This is a genomic window from Mariniflexile sp., from assembly GCF_041583155.1.
Taxonomy (GTDB): Bacteria; Bacteroidota; Bacteroidia; order Flavobacteriales; family Flavobacteriaceae; genus Mariniflexile.
Map to the genome: position 1 here is coordinate 73,388 of NZ_JBFHGK010000001.1, position 19,490 is coordinate 92,877.

General features: G+C 33.2%; 19 protein-coding genes. 5 read left to right on the forward strand and 14 right to left on the reverse strand.

The window, feature by feature from the left end:
• Positions 1-98 precede the first annotated feature (98 nt).
• On the forward strand, positions 99-920 hold the full coding sequence (locus ABYI63_RS00285) for a T9SS type A sorting domain-containing protein (protein WP_372752203.1): 822 nt from the start codon (positions 99-101) through the stop codon (positions 918-920).
• A gap of 58 nt (positions 921-978) precedes the next feature.
• Here the strand turns inward: ABYI63_RS00285 and rlmN are convergent, their stop codons facing one another.
• From rlmN to rsgA, 6 genes are all read right to left on the reverse strand, one after another.
• Positions 979-2,019, reverse strand: coding sequence for a 23S rRNA (adenine(2503)-C(2))-methyltransferase RlmN (gene rlmN, locus ABYI63_RS00290; RefSeq protein WP_372752205.1), 1,041 nt, complete (start codon positions 2,017-2,019; stop codon positions 979-981).
• Between the two features lie 289 nt (positions 2,020-2,308).
• Positions 2,309-3,358: a tRNA preQ1(34) S-adenosylmethionine ribosyltransferase-isomerase QueA gene (queA, locus tag ABYI63_RS00295; protein WP_372752208.1), complete on the reverse strand. Its 1,050-nt coding sequence runs from the start codon at positions 3,356-3,358 to the stop codon at positions 2,309-2,311.
• A gap of 112 nt (positions 3,359-3,470) precedes the next feature.
• Positions 3,471-4,697 (reverse strand): 3-phosphoshikimate 1-carboxyvinyltransferase, encoded by a 1,227-nt coding sequence (gene aroA, locus ABYI63_RS00300; RefSeq protein WP_372752210.1) that lies wholly within the window; start codon positions 4,695-4,697, stop codon positions 3,471-3,473.
• Between the two features lie 120 nt (positions 4,698-4,817).
• The gene (locus ABYI63_RS00305) at positions 4,818-5,144 is read right to left on the reverse strand and encodes a nucleotide pyrophosphohydrolase (protein WP_372752212.1); all 327 of its coding nucleotides are present in this window, start codon (positions 5,142-5,144) and stop codon (positions 4,818-4,820) included.
• 5 nt (positions 5,145-5,149) lie between these two features.
• Positions 5,150-5,602: a D-aminoacyl-tRNA deacylase gene (gene dtd / locus ABYI63_RS00310; RefSeq protein WP_372752214.1), complete on the reverse strand. Its 453-nt coding sequence runs from the start codon at positions 5,600-5,602 to the stop codon at positions 5,150-5,152.
• A gap of 87 nt (positions 5,603-5,689) precedes the next feature.
• Positions 5,690-6,640, reverse strand: a complete 951-nt coding sequence (rsgA, locus tag ABYI63_RS00315; RefSeq protein ID WP_372752216.1) for a ribosome small subunit-dependent GTPase A — start codon at positions 6,638-6,640, stop codon at positions 5,690-5,692.
• Positions 6,641-6,737: 97 nt separating this feature from the next.
• Between rsgA and ABYI63_RS00320 the strand changes: the two genes are divergently transcribed.
• The gene (locus ABYI63_RS00320; protein WP_372752218.1) at positions 6,738-7,400 is read left to right on the forward strand and encodes a hypothetical protein; all 663 of its coding nucleotides are present in this window, start codon (positions 6,738-6,740) and stop codon (positions 7,398-7,400) included.
• A gap of 50 nt (positions 7,401-7,450) precedes the next feature.
• Here ABYI63_RS00320 and ABYI63_RS00325 read toward each other — a convergent pair whose 3' ends face one another.
• The 4 genes from ABYI63_RS00325 to ABYI63_RS00340 all read right to left on the reverse strand — a co-directional run bounded on the left by ABYI63_RS00325 (position 7,451) and on the right by ABYI63_RS00340 (position 11,529).
• Positions 7,451-8,533 carry a chorismate mutase gene (locus ABYI63_RS00325; protein WP_372752220.1) on the reverse strand — a complete coding sequence of 361 codons (1,083 nt, stop codon included), beginning with the start codon at positions 8,531-8,533 and terminating at the stop codon, positions 7,451-7,453.
• A 107-nt stretch (positions 8,534-8,640) separates the two neighbouring features.
• On the reverse strand, positions 8,641-9,492 hold the full coding sequence (locus ABYI63_RS00330) for a prephenate dehydrogenase (RefSeq protein ID WP_372752222.1): 852 nt from the start codon (positions 9,490-9,492) through the stop codon (positions 8,641-8,643).
• Positions 9,493-9,559: 67 nt separating this feature from the next.
• Complete coding sequence (locus tag ABYI63_RS00335; protein ID WP_372752224.1) at positions 9,560-10,705, reverse strand: pyridoxal phosphate-dependent aminotransferase; 1,146 nt, start codon at positions 10,703-10,705, stop codon at positions 9,560-9,562.
• Positions 10,702-11,529, reverse strand: coding sequence for a prephenate dehydratase (locus ABYI63_RS00340; RefSeq protein ID WP_372752226.1), 828 nt, complete (start codon positions 11,527-11,529; stop codon positions 10,702-10,704). The genes ABYI63_RS00335 and ABYI63_RS00340 overlap by 4 nt, the downstream gene beginning before the upstream one ends.
• A 284-nt stretch (positions 11,530-11,813) precedes the next feature.
• On the opposite strand from ABYI63_RS00340, the gene gldA reads away from it, so the two are divergent.
• The 3 genes from gldA to ABYI63_RS00355 all read left to right on the forward strand — a co-directional run bounded on the left by gldA (position 11,814) and on the right by ABYI63_RS00355 (position 16,199).
• Complete coding sequence (gldA, locus tag ABYI63_RS00345) at positions 11,814-12,710, forward strand: gliding motility-associated ABC transporter ATP-binding subunit GldA (protein WP_372752228.1); 897 nt, start codon at positions 11,814-11,816, stop codon at positions 12,708-12,710.
• 206 nt (positions 12,711-12,916) lie between these two features.
• Entirely contained in the window at positions 12,917-15,007 is a 2,091-nt protein-coding gene (pta, locus tag ABYI63_RS00350; RefSeq protein ID WP_372752230.1) for a phosphate acetyltransferase, read from the forward strand.
• Positions 15,008-15,011: 4 nt separating this feature from the next.
• On the forward strand, positions 15,012-16,199 hold the full coding sequence (locus ABYI63_RS00355) for an acetate/propionate family kinase (protein ID WP_372752232.1): 1,188 nt from the start codon (positions 15,012-15,014) through the stop codon (positions 16,197-16,199).
• Here ABYI63_RS00355 and ABYI63_RS00360 read toward each other — a convergent pair.
• The 4 genes from ABYI63_RS00360 to ABYI63_RS00375 all read right to left on the reverse strand — a co-directional run bounded on the left by ABYI63_RS00360 (position 16,185) and on the right by ABYI63_RS00375 (position 19,419).
• The gene (locus tag ABYI63_RS00360; protein ID WP_372752234.1) at positions 16,185-16,931 is read right to left on the reverse strand and encodes a head GIN domain-containing protein; all 747 of its coding nucleotides are present in this window, start codon (positions 16,929-16,931) and stop codon (positions 16,185-16,187) included. The two genes, ABYI63_RS00355 and ABYI63_RS00360, sit on opposite strands and share 15 nt — an antisense overlap.
• A gap of 1 nt (position 16,932) precedes the next feature.
• Positions 16,933-18,033, reverse strand: coding sequence for an acyloxyacyl hydrolase (locus tag ABYI63_RS00365; RefSeq protein WP_372752236.1), 1,101 nt, complete (start codon positions 18,031-18,033; stop codon positions 16,933-16,935).
• 37 nt (positions 18,034-18,070) lie between these two features.
• On the reverse strand, positions 18,071-19,027 hold the full coding sequence (metF, locus tag ABYI63_RS00370; RefSeq protein WP_372752238.1) for a methylenetetrahydrofolate reductase [NAD(P)H]: 957 nt from the start codon (positions 19,025-19,027) through the stop codon (positions 18,071-18,073).
• 152 nt (positions 19,028-19,179) lie between these two features.
• Positions 19,180-19,419, reverse strand: a complete 240-nt coding sequence (locus ABYI63_RS00375) for a hypothetical protein (protein WP_372752240.1) — start codon at positions 19,417-19,419, stop codon at positions 19,180-19,182.
• Between the last annotated feature and the right edge of the window lie 71 nt (positions 19,420-19,490).

Consider the following 19,490-nt stretch of genomic DNA (forward strand, 5'->3'; position numbering starts at 1 on the left):
AAAATAAACATAAGCTAGATTTTATTGGGTATTTGAGTTTAAAAAACACGATAATTATTATAAATTGGCCGCTATTAATTAATTAATAGCATACGAGCATGAAAAAAATTACATTATTATTTTTATTATTAACCTCTTCAATAATCTCAGCGCAAACTGTAGTTTGGTCTTCGGATTCCGAATCTTTAACCGGATGGGGTGCAAGCGACTTTGATGGTGATGGTAACTCTTGGGGGACTTTAAACTCCGTGGAAAGCATAGGATTTAATACTGGAACTGTTTTATTTTCTGAATCTTGGCAAGAAAATGACACTGAAACTGGACTAGCCTTAACTCCAGACAATCGGCTTTATACACCTACTTTCTTTATTCCAGAAACAGCAACTTCCATTACTTTTAAAATGAAAGTTGCGGCAGCAGAACCGACCTATTTTGCGGAAAAATATGCTGTTTATGTTTATGATTCTAATAACAGTGAAGCTCCTGCTACACTAATACATCAGGAAACCTTGACTGCAGGAGGTCTTAATAGTGCTAAAGACATTGCTGTTGCAATACCAACATCTTTTGCTAATAAAACAATTGGTGTTTTAATTAGACATTTTGATTGTACTGACCAATTTTTATTGTTAATTGATGATTTTGAAGTATCTTATACAACAACCTTATCAACAGAAGATAACACATTGAATATTGCCGGAGTTTATCCAAATCCAGTTAAAGACCAAGTTAAAATTCAAACAAACGAAATTGTTGATGCTGTATCTATTACAAACCAGTTAGGACAACGCGTATTGGACATAAAAAAAACAAGTATTATTGACAACACTGTAGATTTAAGTGTTTTGGATAAGGGCGTGTATTTTATGAATGTTAGGATTGAAGACAAATCTCAAGCTATTAAAATAATCAAGCAATAAAAATTATATTACTTACTTCTTAATTTAAAAAAAGAGCTGCAAATTGCAGCTCTTTTTTTTAACTTTTATTAGCTAATTGACCACAAGCTGCATCAATATCTTTGCCGCGACTTCTACGCACATTCACTACGATTCTATTTTTCTCTAAGCAATCTATGTAATTTTGTAATGCTTCTGGAGACGCTTGTTGAAACTCGCCGTCATCAATAGGGTTATACTCAATAATATTGACCTTACATGGTACATATTTACAGAACTTTACCAGTGCATCAATGTCCTTTTGGGTATCGTTAATACCATTCCAAACAACATATTCGTAGCTAATTTTACTTTTAGTTTTAGCGTACCAATACTCCAAGGCTTCCCTTAAATCTTCCAACGGAAAGTTATCGTTAAAAGGCATAATGGTTGTTCTAACCTCATCAATTGCTGAATGCAGAGATATAGCTAGATTGAATTTAACCCCATCATCTGCCATTTTCTTTATCATCTTTGGCACTCCAGATGTTGAAACAGTAATCCGTTTTGGCGACATCCCTAAACCTTCCTCCGAAGTTATTTTATCTATAGCCTTTATAACATTATTGTAATTCATAAGTGGTTCGCCCATACCCATAAAAACAATATTACTTAACGGCCGTTTGAAATACAATTTACTTTCGTTATCTATAGCTACAACCTGATCATAAATTTCATCTGGATTTAAATTACGCATACGTTTTAAGCGCGCTGTTGCACAAAATTTACAGTCTAAACTGCAGCCAACTTGACTAGAAACGCAGGCGGTAGTTCGTGTTTTAGTAGGAATTAAAACAGATTCCACAATTAAACCATCGTGTAACCGAACTGCATTTTTAATCGTTCCATCGTTACTACGTTGCATGGTATCTACCTTTATATGATTGATAACAAAATTATCTTCAAGCATTTGACGCGTTTCAATTGAAACGTTCGTCATATCATCAAAAGAATGAGCGCCCTTTTGCCATAACCATTCATAAACTTGATTCCCACGAAAGGCCTTATCGCCTTGTTTTTCGAAGAATTCTCGAAGTTGCTCTTTGCTTAATGCCCTAATGTCTTTTTTTGTTGTTGCCATAAGTAATGCAAAAATAAGCAAAGGATTGATGAATTACGATTAACCTATGATGAATTTGATTAAAGTATGATGATTAGCGACTTTTAATGTCGGAAATTTAATTATTCTTTGACACTATAAATTGCATTAGCGGTTGAAGCGTAAAGCCCACAGGGAGGTACGAGCGAGGACTTGCAGCGTAAAACGCGACCCTTTAGGGTAATGCCCAAAATAAAATTTATTAGATAATTAAAAGGGTGCCTTTTATACAGTTATAAAAAAAGCCTTGAATTATCAAGGCTTTTAAAATTTATAGAATTAACATGGCATCGCCATAACTGTAGAACTTATACTTTTCTTTTACAGCTTCTTCGTATGCTTTTTTAATGAAATCGTGTCCTGCAAATGCTGAAACCATCATTAACAAAGTTGATTTCGGGGTATGAAAATTAGTAATCATACAGTTAGCAATACTAAAATCATATGGAGGGAAAATGAATTTATTTGTCCAACCTTCAATTTCATTTAATTGACCGTCTGAAGACACTGAACTCTCTATAGCACGCATGGCAGTTGTACCAACGGCACAAACTCGTTTTTTATTTTGAATACCTTTGTTTACAATTTCTACTGCCTTTTCGTCAATTTTAAGTTCTTCGCTATCCATTTTGTGCTTAGATAAATCTTCAACTTCAACTGGATTAAAAGTTCCTAAACCAACGTGTAGTGTTACCTCAGCAAAATTAACGCCTTTAATCTCTAAACGTTTTAGCAAGTGTCTAGAAAAATGGAGCCCTGCTGTTGGCGCTGCTACGGCCCCTTCATTTTTAGCGTAGATGGTTTGATAACGATCTTCGTCTTCTGGCTGTACTTCTCTTTTAATATACTTTGGAAGTGGGGTTTCTCCCAACTCATTTAATTTTCTACGGAACTCTTTATAAGAACCATCATATAAAAAACGCAATGTACGGCCACGAGATGTTGTATTATCGATAACCTCTGCCACTAATGTGTCATCATCACCAAAATATAGTTTGTTACCTATTCTGATTTTACGAGCGGGATCAACCAAAACGTCCCAAAGACGTTGTTCTTCGTTAAGTTCACGTAATAAAAACACTTCAATTCTGGCGCCTGTTTTTTCTTTATTTCCATATAATCTAGCAGGAAATACTTTGGTATTGTTAAGTATTAAAACATCGTCTTCATCAAAATAATCAATAATATCCTTGAACATTTTGTGTTCAATAGTTTGTTTTTTTCTATCTAAAACCATTAAACGAGATTCATCTCTGTTTTCCGCTGGATATTCTGCAAGTAATTCTTCTGGTAAATTAAAACCAAAGTGTGATAATTTCATGAAAAAATGTGTTTATGTGTTTAAGTATTTAATCGTTTATAAGTATCTAAAAATACAAACGGATGCAAATATACGATTGTGAAATAGGCGTTGTCAAGTAAATGGGTGATTATTATTTAGTTATTTTAAAACCAACAGACTCTAAATCGTCCCAAAAAGTTGGATATGACTTTGAAACAACCTCGGCATCTTCAATTACAACAGGTACTTTAAGTGCTAAAGGCGCAAATGCCATAGCCATTCTGTGATCATTATATGTTGTAATTGGAACGTATTCCTTTATAGAGCTTGAAGCTGAAAGATGCAGAGATTTTTCCGTTATTTCCACATTTCCTCCCAGTTTTTCAATTTCTGTTTTTAAAGCTACTAGTCTATCCGTTTCTTTAATTTTTAGGGTATGGAGCCCTGTTAAATCACAAGGTACCCCTAAGGCAAAACAGGTTACGGCTATGGTTTGAGCTATATCTGGTGCATTAGCAAGGTCGTAAGCAAATGGTTTTAAGTTTTCTGTGATTTTCTCTAAAACCACTGTATTATTTTTAAAACTAGTATTTACACCAAAATGTTTATATATGTCTACTAATACCGAATCGCCTTGCAATGAGTTTTCTTTATAAGATGACAGCGTTATTTCTGTACCAACTTCACTCAAGGCTGCAATACTAAAATAATAGGATGCTGATGACCAATCGGATTCTACTGTAAGGGTTTTAGGTGTTAGTTTTTTGGTATTCGGTTTTACCGTGATTGTATTTCCAACAAATGATGATTCTAAGCCAATTTCATCTAATAAGCTTAAGGTCATTTTAATATATGGCACTGAAGTGATTTCACCTTCTAACGTTAATTCAATCCCATTCTCTAGTTTTGAAGCAATTAGCAATAATGCAGAAATATACTGGCTACTTACATTTGCTTGTAACGATACTTTATGTTTTGTTAATTTTTTTCCTTTTATGTTGATTGGAGGAAACCCTTCATTCTCCACATAACTAATATCTGCACCAAGTTCTTTTAAAGCTTCAACTAAAATTTGAATGGGGCGTTCTTTCATACGTTTGGACCCTGTAAGGGTTACTTCGCGACCTTCTTGTATAGAAAAATAAGCTGTTAAGAAACGCATGGCGGTACCTGCATGGTGTATATCTACAACTTCGGAATCAGATTTTAAAGCATCAGCCATTAAACAGCTATCATCAGAATTTGAAACGTTTTGAAGCGTGAATTCAGGATATAGTGCCTTTAAAAGTAATAATCTATTAGACTCGCTTTTTGAGCCTGTTATGATTATTTTAGATTGACGATTTGCAATTCGTGATTTTTCAAGTGTGATATTCATTGTATTTATTAAAAGCTGGTAAATAGTACTCGACTTAAATTCATTATGAGCCAAGTCGAACGGCTCTAACTAACATAAAAAAAACGCTTCTTAAAAGAAGCGCTCAAATATACTTATTATTTATTTTAATTTTTCGTTATTATGATGCCTATCGTGATCGCGATTGGTTTTTAAATCTAATTTTTTGTCAAAAGCCGCTTGCAAGTCAATACCTGTTTGATTTGCTAAACATAATACTACAAAAACAACATCGGCAAGTTCTTCACCTAAATCTTTATTTTTATCGCTTTCTTTTTCACTTTGTTCACCGTAGCGTCTGGCTATAATTCGTGCTACTTCTCCAACCTCTTCGGTAAGCTGTGCCATATTAGTTAGCTCGTTAAAATAACGAACGCCGTGGGTTTTAATCCAGTTATCTACTTCCTGTTGTGCATTTTTGATATCCATTTTAATTACTCTTTATTTTTTGAATCGATAATTATCGTTACGGGTCCATCATTTATAAGACCTACTTGCATATCAGCTCCAAACTCACCAGTTTGAATTGGTTTACCTAAATCCTGTTCTAACTGTTTTAAGAAAGCTTCATAAATAGGAATTGCAACTTCGGGTTTTGCTGCTTTTATATAGCTTGGTCTATTTCCTTTTTTGGTGGCGGCATGAAGTGTAAATTGACTTACCACTATGGCCTCGCCATTAATATCTAAGAGCGATTTATTCATCACACCATTTTCATCGGAAAAAATCCGAAGATTTGAAACTTTATTTGATAGCCATTTTATATCCTCGGAAGTATCACCTTCAACAATTCCTATAAAGACTAATAATCCGTTTGAAATTGAAGCGACTTCTTTGCCTTCAATACTTACACTTGCTTTTAAAACTCTTTGAATTACTATTTTCATTTTAATAAATCCTAAAAAGTGGATTTTCTAATTCTTTAATATATATTTAAAATTTTACGAAAGTCTGTAAGCTGAATTTTAAAGTCATTATTCCCTTTCCCAATTATCCGTTCTATAATGTTCATCTTCACCTTCAACTATTTGCACATAACTACGGTAGCGCGAAGCGGCAATTTCATCACGATCCAGTGCATTTTTTACCGCACAATGTGGCTCTTTTATGTGTAAGCAATTATTAAACTTACAATCTTGCTTTAATTCAAATATTTCTGGGAAATAATCGCCTACTTCTTCCTTATCCATATCAACAACCCCAAAACCTTTAATTCCTGGTGTGTCTATAATTTTTCCTCCAAAACTCAAGTCGAACATTTCCGCAAATGTAGTGGTATGTTGTCCTTGACTATGAAGCGTTGAAATTGCCTTTGTTTTAAGATTTAAATCGGCTTCAATGGTGTTTACAAGCGTGGATTTTCCAACACCAGAGTGCCCAGAAAACATACTTACTTTATCATGCATTAAGGCTTTGACTTTATCTACATTTTTTCCGGTTTTTGCCGAAACCCCAATACATTCATAGCCTATCTTTCTATAAATGTGTGCCAAATACCTTACTTCGTTTAAGGTATCTTCATCATAAGTATCAATTTTATTGAAAAGTAAAATGGTTTTTATAGAATATGCATTAGCAGTTACTAAAAAACGATCAATAAAACTGGTTAACGTAGGCGGATTGTTAATAGTAATCATTAAAAACACCTGATCAATGTTAGATGCAATAATATGAGTTTGCTTGGAAAGGTTTACAGATTTTCGAACAATATAATTAGTTCTTTCATGAATGTTATGAATTACACCAGAAACCTGATCGTTATCCGTTTCTAATTCAAAATCCACCAAATCTCCAACCGCAATTGGGTTGGTACTTTTAATACCTTTTAAACGGAATTTTCCTTTAATACGGCATTCATAAGTATCCCCTAATTCGGTTCTTACCGTGTACCAACTTCCTGTAGATTTATAAACGAGTCCTGTCATAATTATTATCTTCAAAAGTAAAATAAAAAAACCAACTTCCATGTGCGAATATGTTTATATTTAATACATTTAGAACATAAAACAAACCAACAACAACATGAAAAAAATTTTATTCCCTTTTTTACTTTTGGTGATTTTCCAAAACGCAATGGCACAAACGAATTTGTACGAAAACCCAAATTTTGATGAACTAGCAAAAGCACATAAAATTATTGCCATTGTCCCTTTTAAGACTCAGGTTAAACTGAGGCCAAAGCAAATGAAAGAAATGAGTGCCGAACAACTTAACCGTATTGAAAAATCGGAAGGAGAAAGCATTCAAACAGCTATGTATTCTTGGTTTTTAAAACGCAAAAAACGAGGCGACTTGCAAAGTTTAGAAATTCAAGACCCAAGAACAACTACTGCCATGTTAAAAAAACAAAACATTGATTACAATACAATAATGGATTTCACTCCACAGGAATTAGCTAAATTTCTTGAAGTTGATGCTGTAATTTCTGGAGATTTCGAAACAAATAAGCCTATGTCTGAAGGGGCGTCTGTTGTCCTTGGTGCATTATTTGGCTTTTTTGGAAGCACGAATAGCGCAACCATTAACATGAGTGTTCATGATGCTGCCGATGGGGTTTTACTTTGGAATTACAATAAAAAAGTAAGCGGTACAATAGGAAGCGACACCGAAGATTTGATAAATATCTTAATGCGTAAAGCATCGCGAAGATTAGCTTATACTAAAAACAGTAAAGATGAAGATTAATTTTTAAACAAAAACGCCTCACAAATGTGAGGCGTTTTTTAATAACAATATTAACCGTTAAGTATTTTTTCTTGGTGATTAATTGATTCTTGATGAATTGCTTTAAACATTTTCAAAATAAATTCTTCACTCAATCCTTGAGCCTCTCCTTCAATAACCATTCTACCTAAAATCTCATTCCAACGCTTACTTTGTAAAACAGCAACGTTTTTAGATTTTTTAAGTTCTCCAATACCATCGGCAGCTTTCATACGCTTACCTAATAATTCGATAATTTGATTATCAACCACATCAATTTGAGCTCTTAAATTCTCAAGTTGTTTGTTATAATCAGCTTCGGTATTGCTTTCTTTTCTTATTTTCAAATCTTTCATAATTTGAACTAATGTAGTTGGTGTAACTTGCTGCGATGCATCACTCCATGCGTTATCTGGATCGTAATGAGTTTCAATCATTAAACCATCAAAATTTAAATCTAATGCAGTTTGCGATACATCAAAAATCATATCTCGCTTTCCTGTAATATGCGACGGATCGTTAATTAATGGAATATCTGGATATTTATTTTGAAACTCGATAGCCAATTGCCATTCTGGGTTATTTCTATATTTCGTTTTTTCATACGTTGAAAAGCCTCTGTGAATCGCACCAATATTTTTAACACCAGCTTTGTAAATACGCTCAATACCACCTAACCATAAGGCTAAATCTGGATTTACTGGGTTTTTAATTAAAACTGGTTTATCAGTTCCTTCCAAAGCATCTGCAATTTCTTGCATAATAAATGGGCTTACTGTAGAACGGGCACCAATCCATAATAAATCTACATCATGCTCTAAAGCCAATTTTACATGGGCTGCATTAGCAACCTCGGTACAAATTTTCATACCAGTTTCTGCCTTTACCTTTTGTAACCATTTTAAACCTAAAGCTCCAACACCTTCAAACATTCCTGGACGTGTTCTTGGTTTCCAAATACCTGCTCTAAAATAACTTACATCCGTATTTTTTAGCTCATGAGCTATTTTTAATACTTGTTCTTCTGTTTCAGCACTACAAGGTCCTGCAATTACAAGTGGATGACTTAAATTTAATTCATCCAACCACGTTCTCATTTCTTTTTTGTTTTCCATTTTATTTAATTTACTTTAAATCTACTCCTTGTGAATTCTCACCTTTTTCGAAATAATTCTTTATAATTAATTTTTACTCTTTATTTATTTAGTTGGGCGTTGCCTTCTTATACAATACCGTTTAAAATATCCTTTATTCGGTTGGTGTCTTTCATTTCGTTAAAAACAGCATCAAAATTATCTTCTTTCATCAATTCTTTAAACTGAGTTAAGTTAATAATGTATTCTTCTAAAGTTTCAATAACGTTTTGTTTGTTCTGCTTAAAAATTGGGGTCCACATTTCAGGCGAACTTTTTGCTAAACGTACTGTTGATGCAAATCCACTTCCGGCCATATCAAAAATATCGCGCTCGTTTTTTTCTTTATTAATTACGGTTTTACCTAACATGAACGAACTAATATGCGACAAATGCGATACATAGGCAATGTGCTTATCGTGCGCCTCAGGATTCATATATCGAATACGCATGCCAATAGATTTAAACAAATCCAATGCTTTTTCCTGAAGTTTGAATGTTGTTTTCTCTACTTCACAAATAATATTCGTTTTACCAACAAACAAATTAGGAATAGCTGCACTTGGTCCTGAATGTTCGGTCCCAGCAATTGGGTGCATTGCTAAAAAGTTTCTACGTTTTGGGTGGTTTTCTACCACTTTGCAAATATCAACCTTCGTAGAGCCGGCATCAACCACCAAACCGGAGTCTGGTATTTTGTCTAAAATTGTCGGTAATAATTTCACCGTAGCATCAACAGGAATGGAAATAATTACTAAATCGGCATTTTCTAGATCATCTAACGTAGCTTTTTTATCAATTAAATTAAGTGCTAAAGCTTCATCTAGAGTGGTTTCTTTTCTACTAATACCATGAATTATCACATCTGGATATTTCTTTTTAATATCAATAGCAAGACTTCCACCGATTAACCCAACCCCTATAATATATATATTTTTCATTTCTGTTTTACTCTTTTATACTGCAATTGTTTTTCTGCCTATCATGCAGTAAACCTTGCCTGTAAACTCATTTTACTCTTCTTATAGCTTCTTCCAATACTTCTGTTGAAGCACATAATGAAAACCTAATGTAACCTTCGCCCTTACTTCCAAAAATAGTTCCTGGCGTGATAAACAAATGATTGTTTTTTAATGCCAAATCTATGAACTCTTCTGATTTTACAAACGGTGGTAATTTTGCCCAAACAAATAAACCTGTGGCATTTTTATCATAAGTACAATTTAATGCTTCCGCTAATTGCCAAACTAAATCACGTCGTTCTTTATAAACATTATTAAGTGTAACAAACCACATTTTAGAACATTTTAAAGCTTCAATAGCTCCTTTCTGAATGCCGTAAAACATTCCAGAATCCATATTACTTTTTACTTTTAAAACATTACTAATGTGTTTACTGTCTCCAACAACCATTCCAACACGCCAACCTGCCATATTGAACGTTTTACTAAGTGAATTAAGTTCTAAACAAACATCTTTTGCTCCTTTTACACCTAATATACTTTGATGATCTTCATTTAAAACGAAGCTATATGGGTTATCGTTTACAATTAAAATATCATGTTTTTTACCAAAAGCCACCAATTCTTCAAATAAAAATTTACTTGGTTGGGCACCCGTTGGCATGTGTGGATAGTTTACCCACATTATTTTAACCTTCGTTAAATCCAATTTTCCTAGAGCTTCGAAATCTGGTTGCCAATGGTTAGCTTCATCCAATTCATAAAAAACTGGTTTTGCACCTACTAATTTGGTAACCGATTCATAGGTTGGATATCCAGGATCTGGTATTAAAACTTCATCCCCTTCGTTAAGGTATGCCATTGAAATGTGCATGATCCCTTCCTTACTTCCCATTAATGGTAAAATCTCGGTGGATGGACTTAAACTCACAGAAAAATGTTCTTTATAAAACCCTGCAATGGCTTCTCTTAATTCTGGTAAACCTTGGTAACTTTGGTATTTATGAGCATTAGGATTTGTGAATCCTTCATTTAGAGCATCAATAACCTTTTGTGGCGGTTGCATATCTGGGCTACCAATACCTAAATTTATAATAGGCTTGCCATTAGCTAAAAGCAGATTTACTTCTCTTAATTTTTTAGAGAAATAGTACTCTTCAACGGTGTTTAGTCTATTTGCTGCTTCAATCATTTTTTCGCGTTTTTATATTCGCCTAATACTTTAAATCCTTGTGCCATAATTTCTATAATAGATTTGGCTTTTCTAAACTCTTCGTAGGTTTCAAACGTAACGTCAACAAAAAAGGCATACTTCCATGGTGTTTCAATAATTGGTAAGGACTGAATTTTTGTTAAATTCAACTTACAATCGCTCATTACATTTAAAATAGCAGCTAAACTACCTCGTTTATGATCTGCCTCAAACCTTACAGAAGCCTTGTTTATTTCGTTTTGCGGTATTTCGGAGTTTACTCGTTTAACAATAACAAAGCGTGTTTCGTTGTGTTTTATAGTTTGAATGCTATGTGCTATAATTTCCAACTCAAAAATCTCAGCTGCCATAACACTTGCAATTGCTCCAACACCTTTTAGTTGCTTTTCTTGAATACGCTGTGCAACTTCGGCTGTATCTTTATCTTCTACCAATTTTATATGAGGATGAAGTTTAAAAAACTCCATACATTGCAATAATGCCATTGGATGCGAATACACTTCCTTTATTTCTTTTATATTCTGATTTGGAAGTACCATTAAATTATGCTGAATATCCACATAATGCTCTCCTACAATATGCAATCCAAATTTGTTAATTAAAGCGTAATTTGGAATGATAGAACCCGCAATAGAATTCTCCAAAGCCATAATTGCGGCATCACATTGTTTTGTAATTAAAGAATCGACTACCTGATCGAATGTTGAACATTCAATAGCATCAACAGGCTTATCGAAATATTGCTGGGAAACAATATGATGAAAGGACCCTTTTACACCTTGTATGGCTACTGTTTTAATCATATACAAAAAAAAGTCCCGATTTTCATCGAGACTTAGTATTAAAATTTATGTTTATAAATTACACATACAACGCCTCGTTTTTTCTGCTAAAGAAAAAATAAAAACCGCTAAAATATGTATAACCTACTGTTGTCTTCATAATTATGCTGCTAAAGTAAATAATATTTTAAGAAACAAAAGCATGATAAAATCTTTTTTTCATATTTGATTAAAGTTTTAAATATTTTACAGCAAAACACACATTACATTAGATAATCATTATTTTTGTTTAAAAATTATTAAATATGTCGATACTCGTTGAAGGGGTTACGAAACTATACGGAAACCAAAAAGCATTGAATAACATCTCTTTTAAGGTTGATAAACCAGAAATAGTTGGGTTTCTGGGTCCGAATGGTGCTGGAAAATCGACTATGATGAAAATTTTAACCACTTATTTAAGTGCTAATGAAGGTGTTGCCATAGTGAACGGCTATGATGTAACTACCCACAAACAGAAAGTACAGCAAAGTGTTGGTTACTTACCAGAACACAACCCACTGTATTTAGAAATGTATGCAAAAGAATATTTAGCTTTTAATGCACAAATTTATAAGGTTAATAAAACACGCATCCAGGAGGTAATAGAACTTACAGGACTAACAGAAGAAGCTCATAAAAAAATCGGACAACTATCAAAAGGTTACCGCCAACGTGTTGGACTTGCTAATGCCTTGTTACATAATCCCGACGTTTTAATTCTTGATGAACCTACCACCGGTTTAGATCCAAACCAATTGGTAGAAATACGAAACCTTATAAAAACTATAGGCAAAACTAAAACGGTTTTTCTTTCTACGCATATAATGCAGGAGGTGGAAGCCATGTGCGATCGTGTTATTATAATTAACAAAGGTGAGATTGTCGCAGATAAAAAACTAAATCAATTGCGCGAAAGTAAAGAGCAAACTGTTATCGTAGAGTTTGATTACCGTGTTGAAAATGCCTTTTTATTAAAACTACCTAAAGTTGAAAAGGTTGTAAACACCTACGATTTTGTTTACGAAATCACTTTTTTAACTTCCGAAGATATGCGCTCGCATGTGTTCGATTTTGCTCATGATAACAAATTAAAGATTTTACAGCTAAATCAAAAAAACGCAAGTTTAGAAACCCTTTTCAGAGATTTAACTTCAAATTAAAAAAAACACACCTTTACTTAAAATAAATTGCAAAGACTTTACAAAAGTTACTAATTTTGTAGCGCAAACATGACGAATATCATCTTTACTAAAATATTTAGATGCTAATTTTGTGGCTTTCAATCAAATTGTAACATTATATAAAATACGCATAGTTATCAAAATTTTAAAAACGATAACGATTGCGACAATTCAAAAACACTAAAATGAGTAAAGGAATTTATGTTGCTACCATTGAACCAAACAGCGGAAAATCTGTTGTTGTTTTAGGTTTAATGCGTATGCTTTTAGGCAAAACAGCTAAGGTAGGTTATTTCAGACCTGTCATTGAAGATTTAGAAATGGGAGAAATGGATAACCATATAAGTACCGTTCTATCACATTTTGAAATTGACATCAATTATAAAAAAACATTTGCCTTTACAAGGAATGAAGTGTTTGATTTGTATAACCAGGGTAAATCTGGCCAGGTGATTGATGAAATAATTAGAAAATACAAATATCTAGAAGAGCAATTCGATTTTGTTTTAGTTGAAGGTACCGATTTTTCGCATGAAAACTCGAGTATAGAATTAGATTTGAATATTCTAATATCTAAAAACCTTAGCTTACCTGTTATCATTGTTATGCAGGGAGACAAAAAAGATCATAAGGAAATTGTAGACAGTGTTCAAATAGCTTACGATACTTTTAGAAGTGATGTAGATGTGTTATCTATAATGACTAATAAAGTTGAGCCTAAAGACACGGGAACATTGAAAAAATTATTACAAGAGCGTATTAACAATAATACGGATATCTCTGTAATACCAAAAATTCATAGCTTATCGAGTCCTACAATCAAAGAAGTAATTAAATCCCTAGACGGAAAAGTACTCTTTGGAAAAGACATGCAAAACAATCTAATTGATAGTTTTAGTGTTGGAGCCATGCAACTAAGAAACTATCTTACACACTTAAAAGAAAATGCTTTAGTTATTACCCCTGGAGATAGAGCAGACATCATTTTAGGTGCTTTACAAGCTAATATTTCAAAAAATTATCCTAAAGTTTCGGGTATCGTTTTAACAGGAGGATTAATTCCTGAAGAACCAATATTAAAATTAATTGAAGGTCTTTCAAGCGTTGTTCCTATTATAAGTGTAAAAGGTGGCACCTATTCAGTAACCAACAGTATTGGTAATATTAAATCTAAAATATACGCTGAGAATATCGATAAGATTGAAACATCTATCGCTACCTTCGACTTAAATGTAAACTCAGATAAATTAGCTGATCAATTAATTACATTTCAATCAGACATTTTTACTCCAAGAATGTTCCAATACAATTTATTACAACGTGCACTTAAAAATAAAAAACACATTGTTTTACCAGAAGGATATGACGAACGTGTGTTACAAGCTGCAGCAAGATTAATAAACGCACAAGTTGTTGAATTGACATTAATTGGTGAAGTTGAAAAAATTAAGGAACGTATTGAAAGGTATGATATTGCCTTAGATATTAACGACATAAACATTGTACACCCAAAAACATCACCTCATTTTGAAGATTATGTTAACACATTATATGAGTTAAGAAAACATAAAAATGTGAACATGGAAATGGCTAGAGATGCCATGGCTGATGTGTCATATTATGGAACCATGATGATTTACAAAGGTCATGCAGATGGTATGGTTTCTGGAGCAGTAAACACAACACAACACACCCTACTTCCTGCGTTACAATTTATAAAAACCAAACCAGGAGTAAATATTGTATCGTCAGTATTCTTCATGTGTTTAGAAGATCGTGTATCTGTATTTGGCGATTGTGCTATAAACCCAAATCCAAATGCTAAAGAATTAGCCGAAATTGCTATTTCATCTGCACAAACAGCAAAAGAATTTGGAATTGAACCAAAAGTAGCCATGTTATCTTACTCGTCTGGTGCCTCAGGAAAAGGTGCTGATGTTGAAAAAGTAAGAGAAGCTACTGTAATGGTAAACACACAAGAACCAACATTAAAAATTGAAGGTCCAATTCAATATGACGCTGCGGTAGATTTACGAATTGGTCAAAGTAAACTTCCTAATTCTGAAGTTGCAGGACGTGCAAGTGTACTTATTTTCCCAGATTTAAATACTGGAAATAACACGTATAAAGCGGTACAAAGAGAAACTGGCGCTTTAGCTATTGGCCCTATTTTACAAGGATTAAACAAACCCGTTAACGACTTAAGTAGAGGCTGTACAGCAGACGATATTTACAGTACAGTAATTATAACCGCAATTCAAGCACAAGAAATATAAAAACATGCAAGTATTAATATTAAACTCTGGGAGTTCATCCTTAAAATTTCAATTATTTTCAATGCCAGAAGAAACTATTCTTTGTTCTGGTATTATAGAGCGTATTGGATCAAACGATGCTATTTTTAAATATAAAACAGACAAAAACACTGTTGAAACTGAATCTCCAATTTTAAACCATAAAGCTGGTTTAAAATTAGTTGCAAAACACCTGTTAGATGATGCTATAGGTGTGATAAAATCACCGGAAGACATAGCTATTGTTGGCCATAGGGTTGTTCATGGTGGTGTTTATTTTAGTGACACAACTGAAATAACTGAAGATGTTAAAGATAAAATTAAAGAATTATCATCTTTAGCACCTTTACACAACCCTGCTAATTTAGAAGGTATACTGGTAGCCGAATCAATTTTCCCAACTGCAAAACAAGTTGCCGTTTTTGATACAGCGTTTCATCAATCCATCCCTGAAGTAGCTTATAAATATGCTATACCAAATGAGTTTTTAACGGAGCACCACATACGTTTATATGGCTTCCACGGAACAAGTCACAAATACGTTTCAGAAAAAGCTATTGAATTTTTAGGTAAAAAAGAATCTAAAATCATAACCGTTCACTTAGGAAATGGTTGTAGTGTAACTGCTGTTAAAGATGGAAAAAGCATCGATCACTCCTTAGGTTTCTCTCCTGTTAGTGGATTAATTATGGGAACACGCTCTGGTGATGTTGACCCTGCTATCATTTTTTATTTAAAAGACAAATTAGGATATAACTTAAAAGACATAAACACCCTTTTAAACAAAAAAAGTGGTATGCTTGGACTAACAGGTTATAGCGATTTGAGAGATATTGAAAGTATGGCTGCAAAAGGCAATAAAGACTGTATTTTAGCCTTACAAATGAATGCGTACCGTATTAGAAAATACATTGGTAGTTATGCTGCTATATTAAACGGATTGGATGCTATTGTATTTACAGCTGGTATTGGAGAAAACTCAAAATACATGCGTGGTCTAATTTGTGAAGACTTAGAGTTTTTAGGAATCAATTTAGATACTGAAAAAAATAATTCAGACATAAGAGTTATCCGAACAATCAATAAAGAAGATTCAAAAACTAAAATTTTAGTAATTCCAACTAATGAAGAATTGGAAATTGCTAAACAAGCAGTGAATTTAATTAAAAATTAATTTCCCTTTATAAATTTCCTCAACTTCTATTACTGGTGGATTGGATACGACAATAACATTGCCTGTTCCCGAAATTCTTCCAGTAATAGACTGTTGCGGATTCACAATCATATCATTGGAACTTCTATTCCAAATAGTTACATTTTGAGCTATTAATGATGCACCTTCAAAACGTGAAGTACCAGAAGCAAATGAAATATTTAAGTTATTTGTTTTGCCTGAAACAAAGCAATTGGATAAATTATTGAATTCTACAGAAAAACTATTATTGTCAATTTCTAAGCTAAAGTTTCCACTTGTAAAAGATTCTGGCATAAAATAATCTTCTGCCAAAATAGTTAAATTTGGGTAGGTTAGCACCCCATCAGAACGCACTTCATACTGTGTAGAACTTCTAATTTCTATTATGTTTGGCGATGTAACATACACCTTAGTAACACCGTAATCTCTAATTAAATTACAAGTATTATTATCTGTAAGAATAAGTTTTTTATCAATAACAACAACTTCTACCTCGTTAAATAAATTTGTCCCAGTCTCAACAATAATTTTTTGCTCGTTTCCTTCTTTAATAATTAACTCAACATCCCTATTAACTAAAATTTTATCAAACGCAGAAACACTAATTTCTTGTTGAACAATTGACCCTGTTGTTTGAAAACAATCACCAGCATTTTCGCTGTTACAAGAAATAAGTAAAAGAATTGTAATAATGTAAATTAGTTTTTTCATATTATAATCTTACCCCAATACCAAACTCTACCGCCTCCGCTTTAGCTGCGTGTGTTTTTAAAGTTAAAGCACCAAACCATTTATTATTAATGTAACGCTTTAAGCCTATTCTAGAATACATTTGTCCTTCAAAATCAAACGGATAATACACATAATAACCTAATTGTGTTTCAAGCGAGGTTCTGTTTAAGAATAATTCATGTCCTACAAAAACACCAACCCGCTTATAATCTTCATCACCTGAAACATTATTTTCAGGAAACGAAACGCTTTGATAGTAAATAAGTTCCTCTAAAAACTTTGAAAAAAACACATCAGTTCCTATCTGCAATGCACTTTTAACATTAATGCGTTTATCTGCATAAGCCGAGACTATATAAAATGGATAAGTACCGCTTCCAACTACATCACTTTCGTTAAAGCCGCCTCTTAAAACGACATTGTATTTTATTGGTTGTGTAAATTTTTCAGTTCCTCTATCTGCTATCGTGGTAATATATTCTGGTTCTTCATCATCTAGATTATAAGTCACCCCTAAATTAAAAGCGATAGTATTCACACTCGCATTTGGTGCTTTCACATTAGCATTTGAATAATGAATTAATGAAAAACCAGCTTGTAAACCAAACTTATCTATAATGCGTTCTTTTTTGTAATTAAGCATCATCATGGTACTGCTTAATAGATGTGTACCGAAGGCTATATTCCGAGAGTTGGTCTCCTTATCGTAAGGGTTTGGAGCATATCCAATACCTTGTGCGATTCTGAACATTAAATTCCGATTCAGAAAATAGAAATTATAGTGCGCATATAACGAGGCATTATTCCCTAAAACATCATTTTTTAAGTTTTGATAAGCAAAAGAGATACCGAAATCGGGATAATTATAGCGTTGTTCCCAATCGTTAAAACCATATGTTTTTTTATTCCAGCCTATAATAACACCTTCTGGATGCCCTTGTATTAAATGTAGAATATCATTATTATGTAACGCTATATTTCCCTTAAAATAGTTAACATCAAAATATGATGTGTTTCGTTTATCCTGTGAAGAACTCAACCAGGTTAAGACTAAAAAAAAGCAAGTAAAAATTGACTTCATTAACAAATGTCCTGCTGAGCAAAACGCATCTATTTATTTAAAATAATTCAGATGCTATTGCTTTTATATTATCACTTTTTCCCATGGAGTAATAATGTAAAAATGGTACACCGGCTGCTTTTAATTCTTTAGACTGTTGAATAGCAAATTCAATACCCACTTGTCTTACAGCCTTGTTATCTTTACAAGCTTCAACCGCTTCAATAAGTTCTTCTGGTAAATCTATTTTAAATACCTGAGGTAAAATTTGCAAATGACGCTTTACAGCAATTGGTTTTATACCTGGAATTATAGGCACTGTAATACCTATTGCTCTAGCCTTTTCAACAAAATCAAAGTACTTCTTATTATCAAAAAACATTTGGGTCACCACATAATCCGCACCAGCATCTACCTTTTCTTTCAAACGTTTTAAATCAGTATTAAACGAAGGTGCCTCCATGTGTTTTTCTGGATAACCTGCAACACCAATACAAAAGTCATAGTTATGTTCAACCTCTATATCATCATGCAAATACTTTCCATTATTTAAGTTTGTAATTTGCTGCACTAGTTCGCTTGCATAGGCATTTCCACCAACAGTTGGTGTAAAATAAGGTTCATCCTTTCTAGAATCGCCACGCAATGCCACCACATTATCAATACCTAAGTAATGACAATCCACCAATACATACTCGGTTTCTTCTTTAGTAAAACCACCACACAACAAATGCGGAATGGCATCCACCTTGTACTTATGCATTATAGAGGCACAAATACCAACGGTACCTGGGCGAAGACGAGTTATGCGTTTATCATAAAGTCCGTTACCTTTATCAATATAAACATATTCTTCTCTCGAAGTTGTTACATCAATAAACGGTGGTTTAAACTCCATTAACGGATCGATATTATTATATAAATCTTGAATGTTTTTCCCTTTTTGTGGTGGTATCACTTCAAAAGAAAATAATGTTTTTCCGTTTGCCTTTTTTATATGGTCTGTTACTTTCATTCCTTGTTTCCTGCGTAGACAGAAATCTTATTTTAATTTAATTCAAATATTTTATGGGCGTTACCCAAGGGTCGGGCTATACGCTACAAGTCCTCGCTCGTACCTCGCTGCGGGCTTTCCGCTGCTATCCCTAACGCAAATGCGACTACAAATTAAAGCAATAACTTTTTAACGGCATTATAGTCTTCTTCATATTCCCAATAAATCCATCTTCCATCCACATAATCGGTTAAAATATATTTATCACTAATCGATTTAATACGATCAACTGGAATTATTTTCTTCGAAAAATTTCCCGAAGGAATAGGCTCCAACATTTCCTTGTTTTTGCTATTATAACCGTGAGATATAATATAACTACCTAATGTTAATTCTATAAACTGTGGTTTCATTTTTTTCAATTAATTCGTCATTGCTAAAACATTTCAGGCATCTATTGGATGCTTAAGCGTGTCTATTCGTG

Excerpts from the sequence above, each read along its gene's own strand:
- rsgA (WP_372752216.1), bottom strand. The coding sequence starts at position 6,640 with ATGACAGGACTCGTTTATAAATCTACAGGAAGTTGGTACACGGTAAGA.
- ABYI63_RS00285 (WP_372752203.1), top strand. The coding sequence starts at position 99 with ATGAAAAAAATTACATTATTATTTTTATTATTAACCTCTTCAATAATC.
- ABYI63_RS00355 (WP_372752232.1), top strand. The coding sequence starts at position 15,012 with ATGCAAGTATTAATATTAAACTCTGGGAGTTCATCCTTAAAATTTCAA.
- rlmN (WP_372752205.1), bottom strand. The coding sequence starts at position 2,019 with ATGGCAACAACAAAAAAAGACATTAGGGCATTAAGCAAAGAGCAACTT.
- ABYI63_RS00305 (WP_372752212.1), bottom strand. The coding sequence starts at position 5,144 with ATGGATATCAAAAATGCACAACAGGAAGTAGATAACTGGATTAAAACC.
- dtd (WP_372752214.1), bottom strand. The coding sequence starts at position 5,602 with ATGAAAATAGTAATTCAAAGAGTTTTAAAAGCAAGTGTAAGTATTGAA.
- ABYI63_RS00375 (WP_372752240.1), bottom strand. The coding sequence starts at position 19,419 with ATGAAACCACAGTTTATAGAATTAACATTAGGTAGTTATATTATATCT.
- ABYI63_RS00320 (WP_372752218.1), top strand. The coding sequence starts at position 6,738 with ATGAAAAAAATTTTATTCCCTTTTTTACTTTTGGTGATTTTCCAAAAC.
- pta (WP_372752230.1), top strand. The coding sequence starts at position 12,917 with ATGAGTAAAGGAATTTATGTTGCTACCATTGAACCAAACAGCGGAAAA.
- ABYI63_RS00360 (WP_372752234.1), bottom strand. The coding sequence starts at position 16,931 with ATGAAAAAACTAATTTACATTATTACAATTCTTTTACTTATTTCTTGT.
- queA (WP_372752208.1), bottom strand. The coding sequence starts at position 3,358 with ATGAAATTATCACACTTTGGTTTTAATTTACCAGAAGAATTACTTGCA.
- ABYI63_RS00335 (WP_372752224.1), bottom strand. The coding sequence starts at position 10,705 with ATGATTGAAGCAGCAAATAGACTAAACACCGTTGAAGAGTACTATTTC.
- ABYI63_RS00330 (WP_372752222.1), bottom strand. The coding sequence starts at position 9,492 with ATGAAAAATATATATATTATAGGGGTTGGGTTAATCGGTGGAAGTCTT.
- metF (WP_372752238.1), bottom strand. The coding sequence starts at position 19,027 with ATGAAAGTAACAGACCATATAAAAAAGGCAAACGGAAAAACATTATTT.
- ABYI63_RS00365 (WP_372752236.1), bottom strand. The coding sequence starts at position 18,033 with ATGAAGTCAATTTTTACTTGCTTTTTTTTAGTCTTAACCTGGTTGAGT.
- ABYI63_RS00340 (WP_372752226.1), bottom strand. The coding sequence starts at position 11,529 with ATGATTAAAACAGTAGCCATACAAGGTGTAAAAGGGTCCTTTCATCAT.
- gldA (WP_372752228.1), top strand. The coding sequence starts at position 11,814 with ATGTCGATACTCGTTGAAGGGGTTACGAAACTATACGGAAACCAAAAA.
- ABYI63_RS00325 (WP_372752220.1), bottom strand. The coding sequence starts at position 8,533 with ATGGAAAACAAAAAAGAAATGAGAACGTGGTTGGATGAATTAAATTTA.
- aroA (WP_372752210.1), bottom strand. The coding sequence starts at position 4,697 with ATGAATATCACACTTGAAAAATCACGAATTGCAAATCGTCAATCTAAA.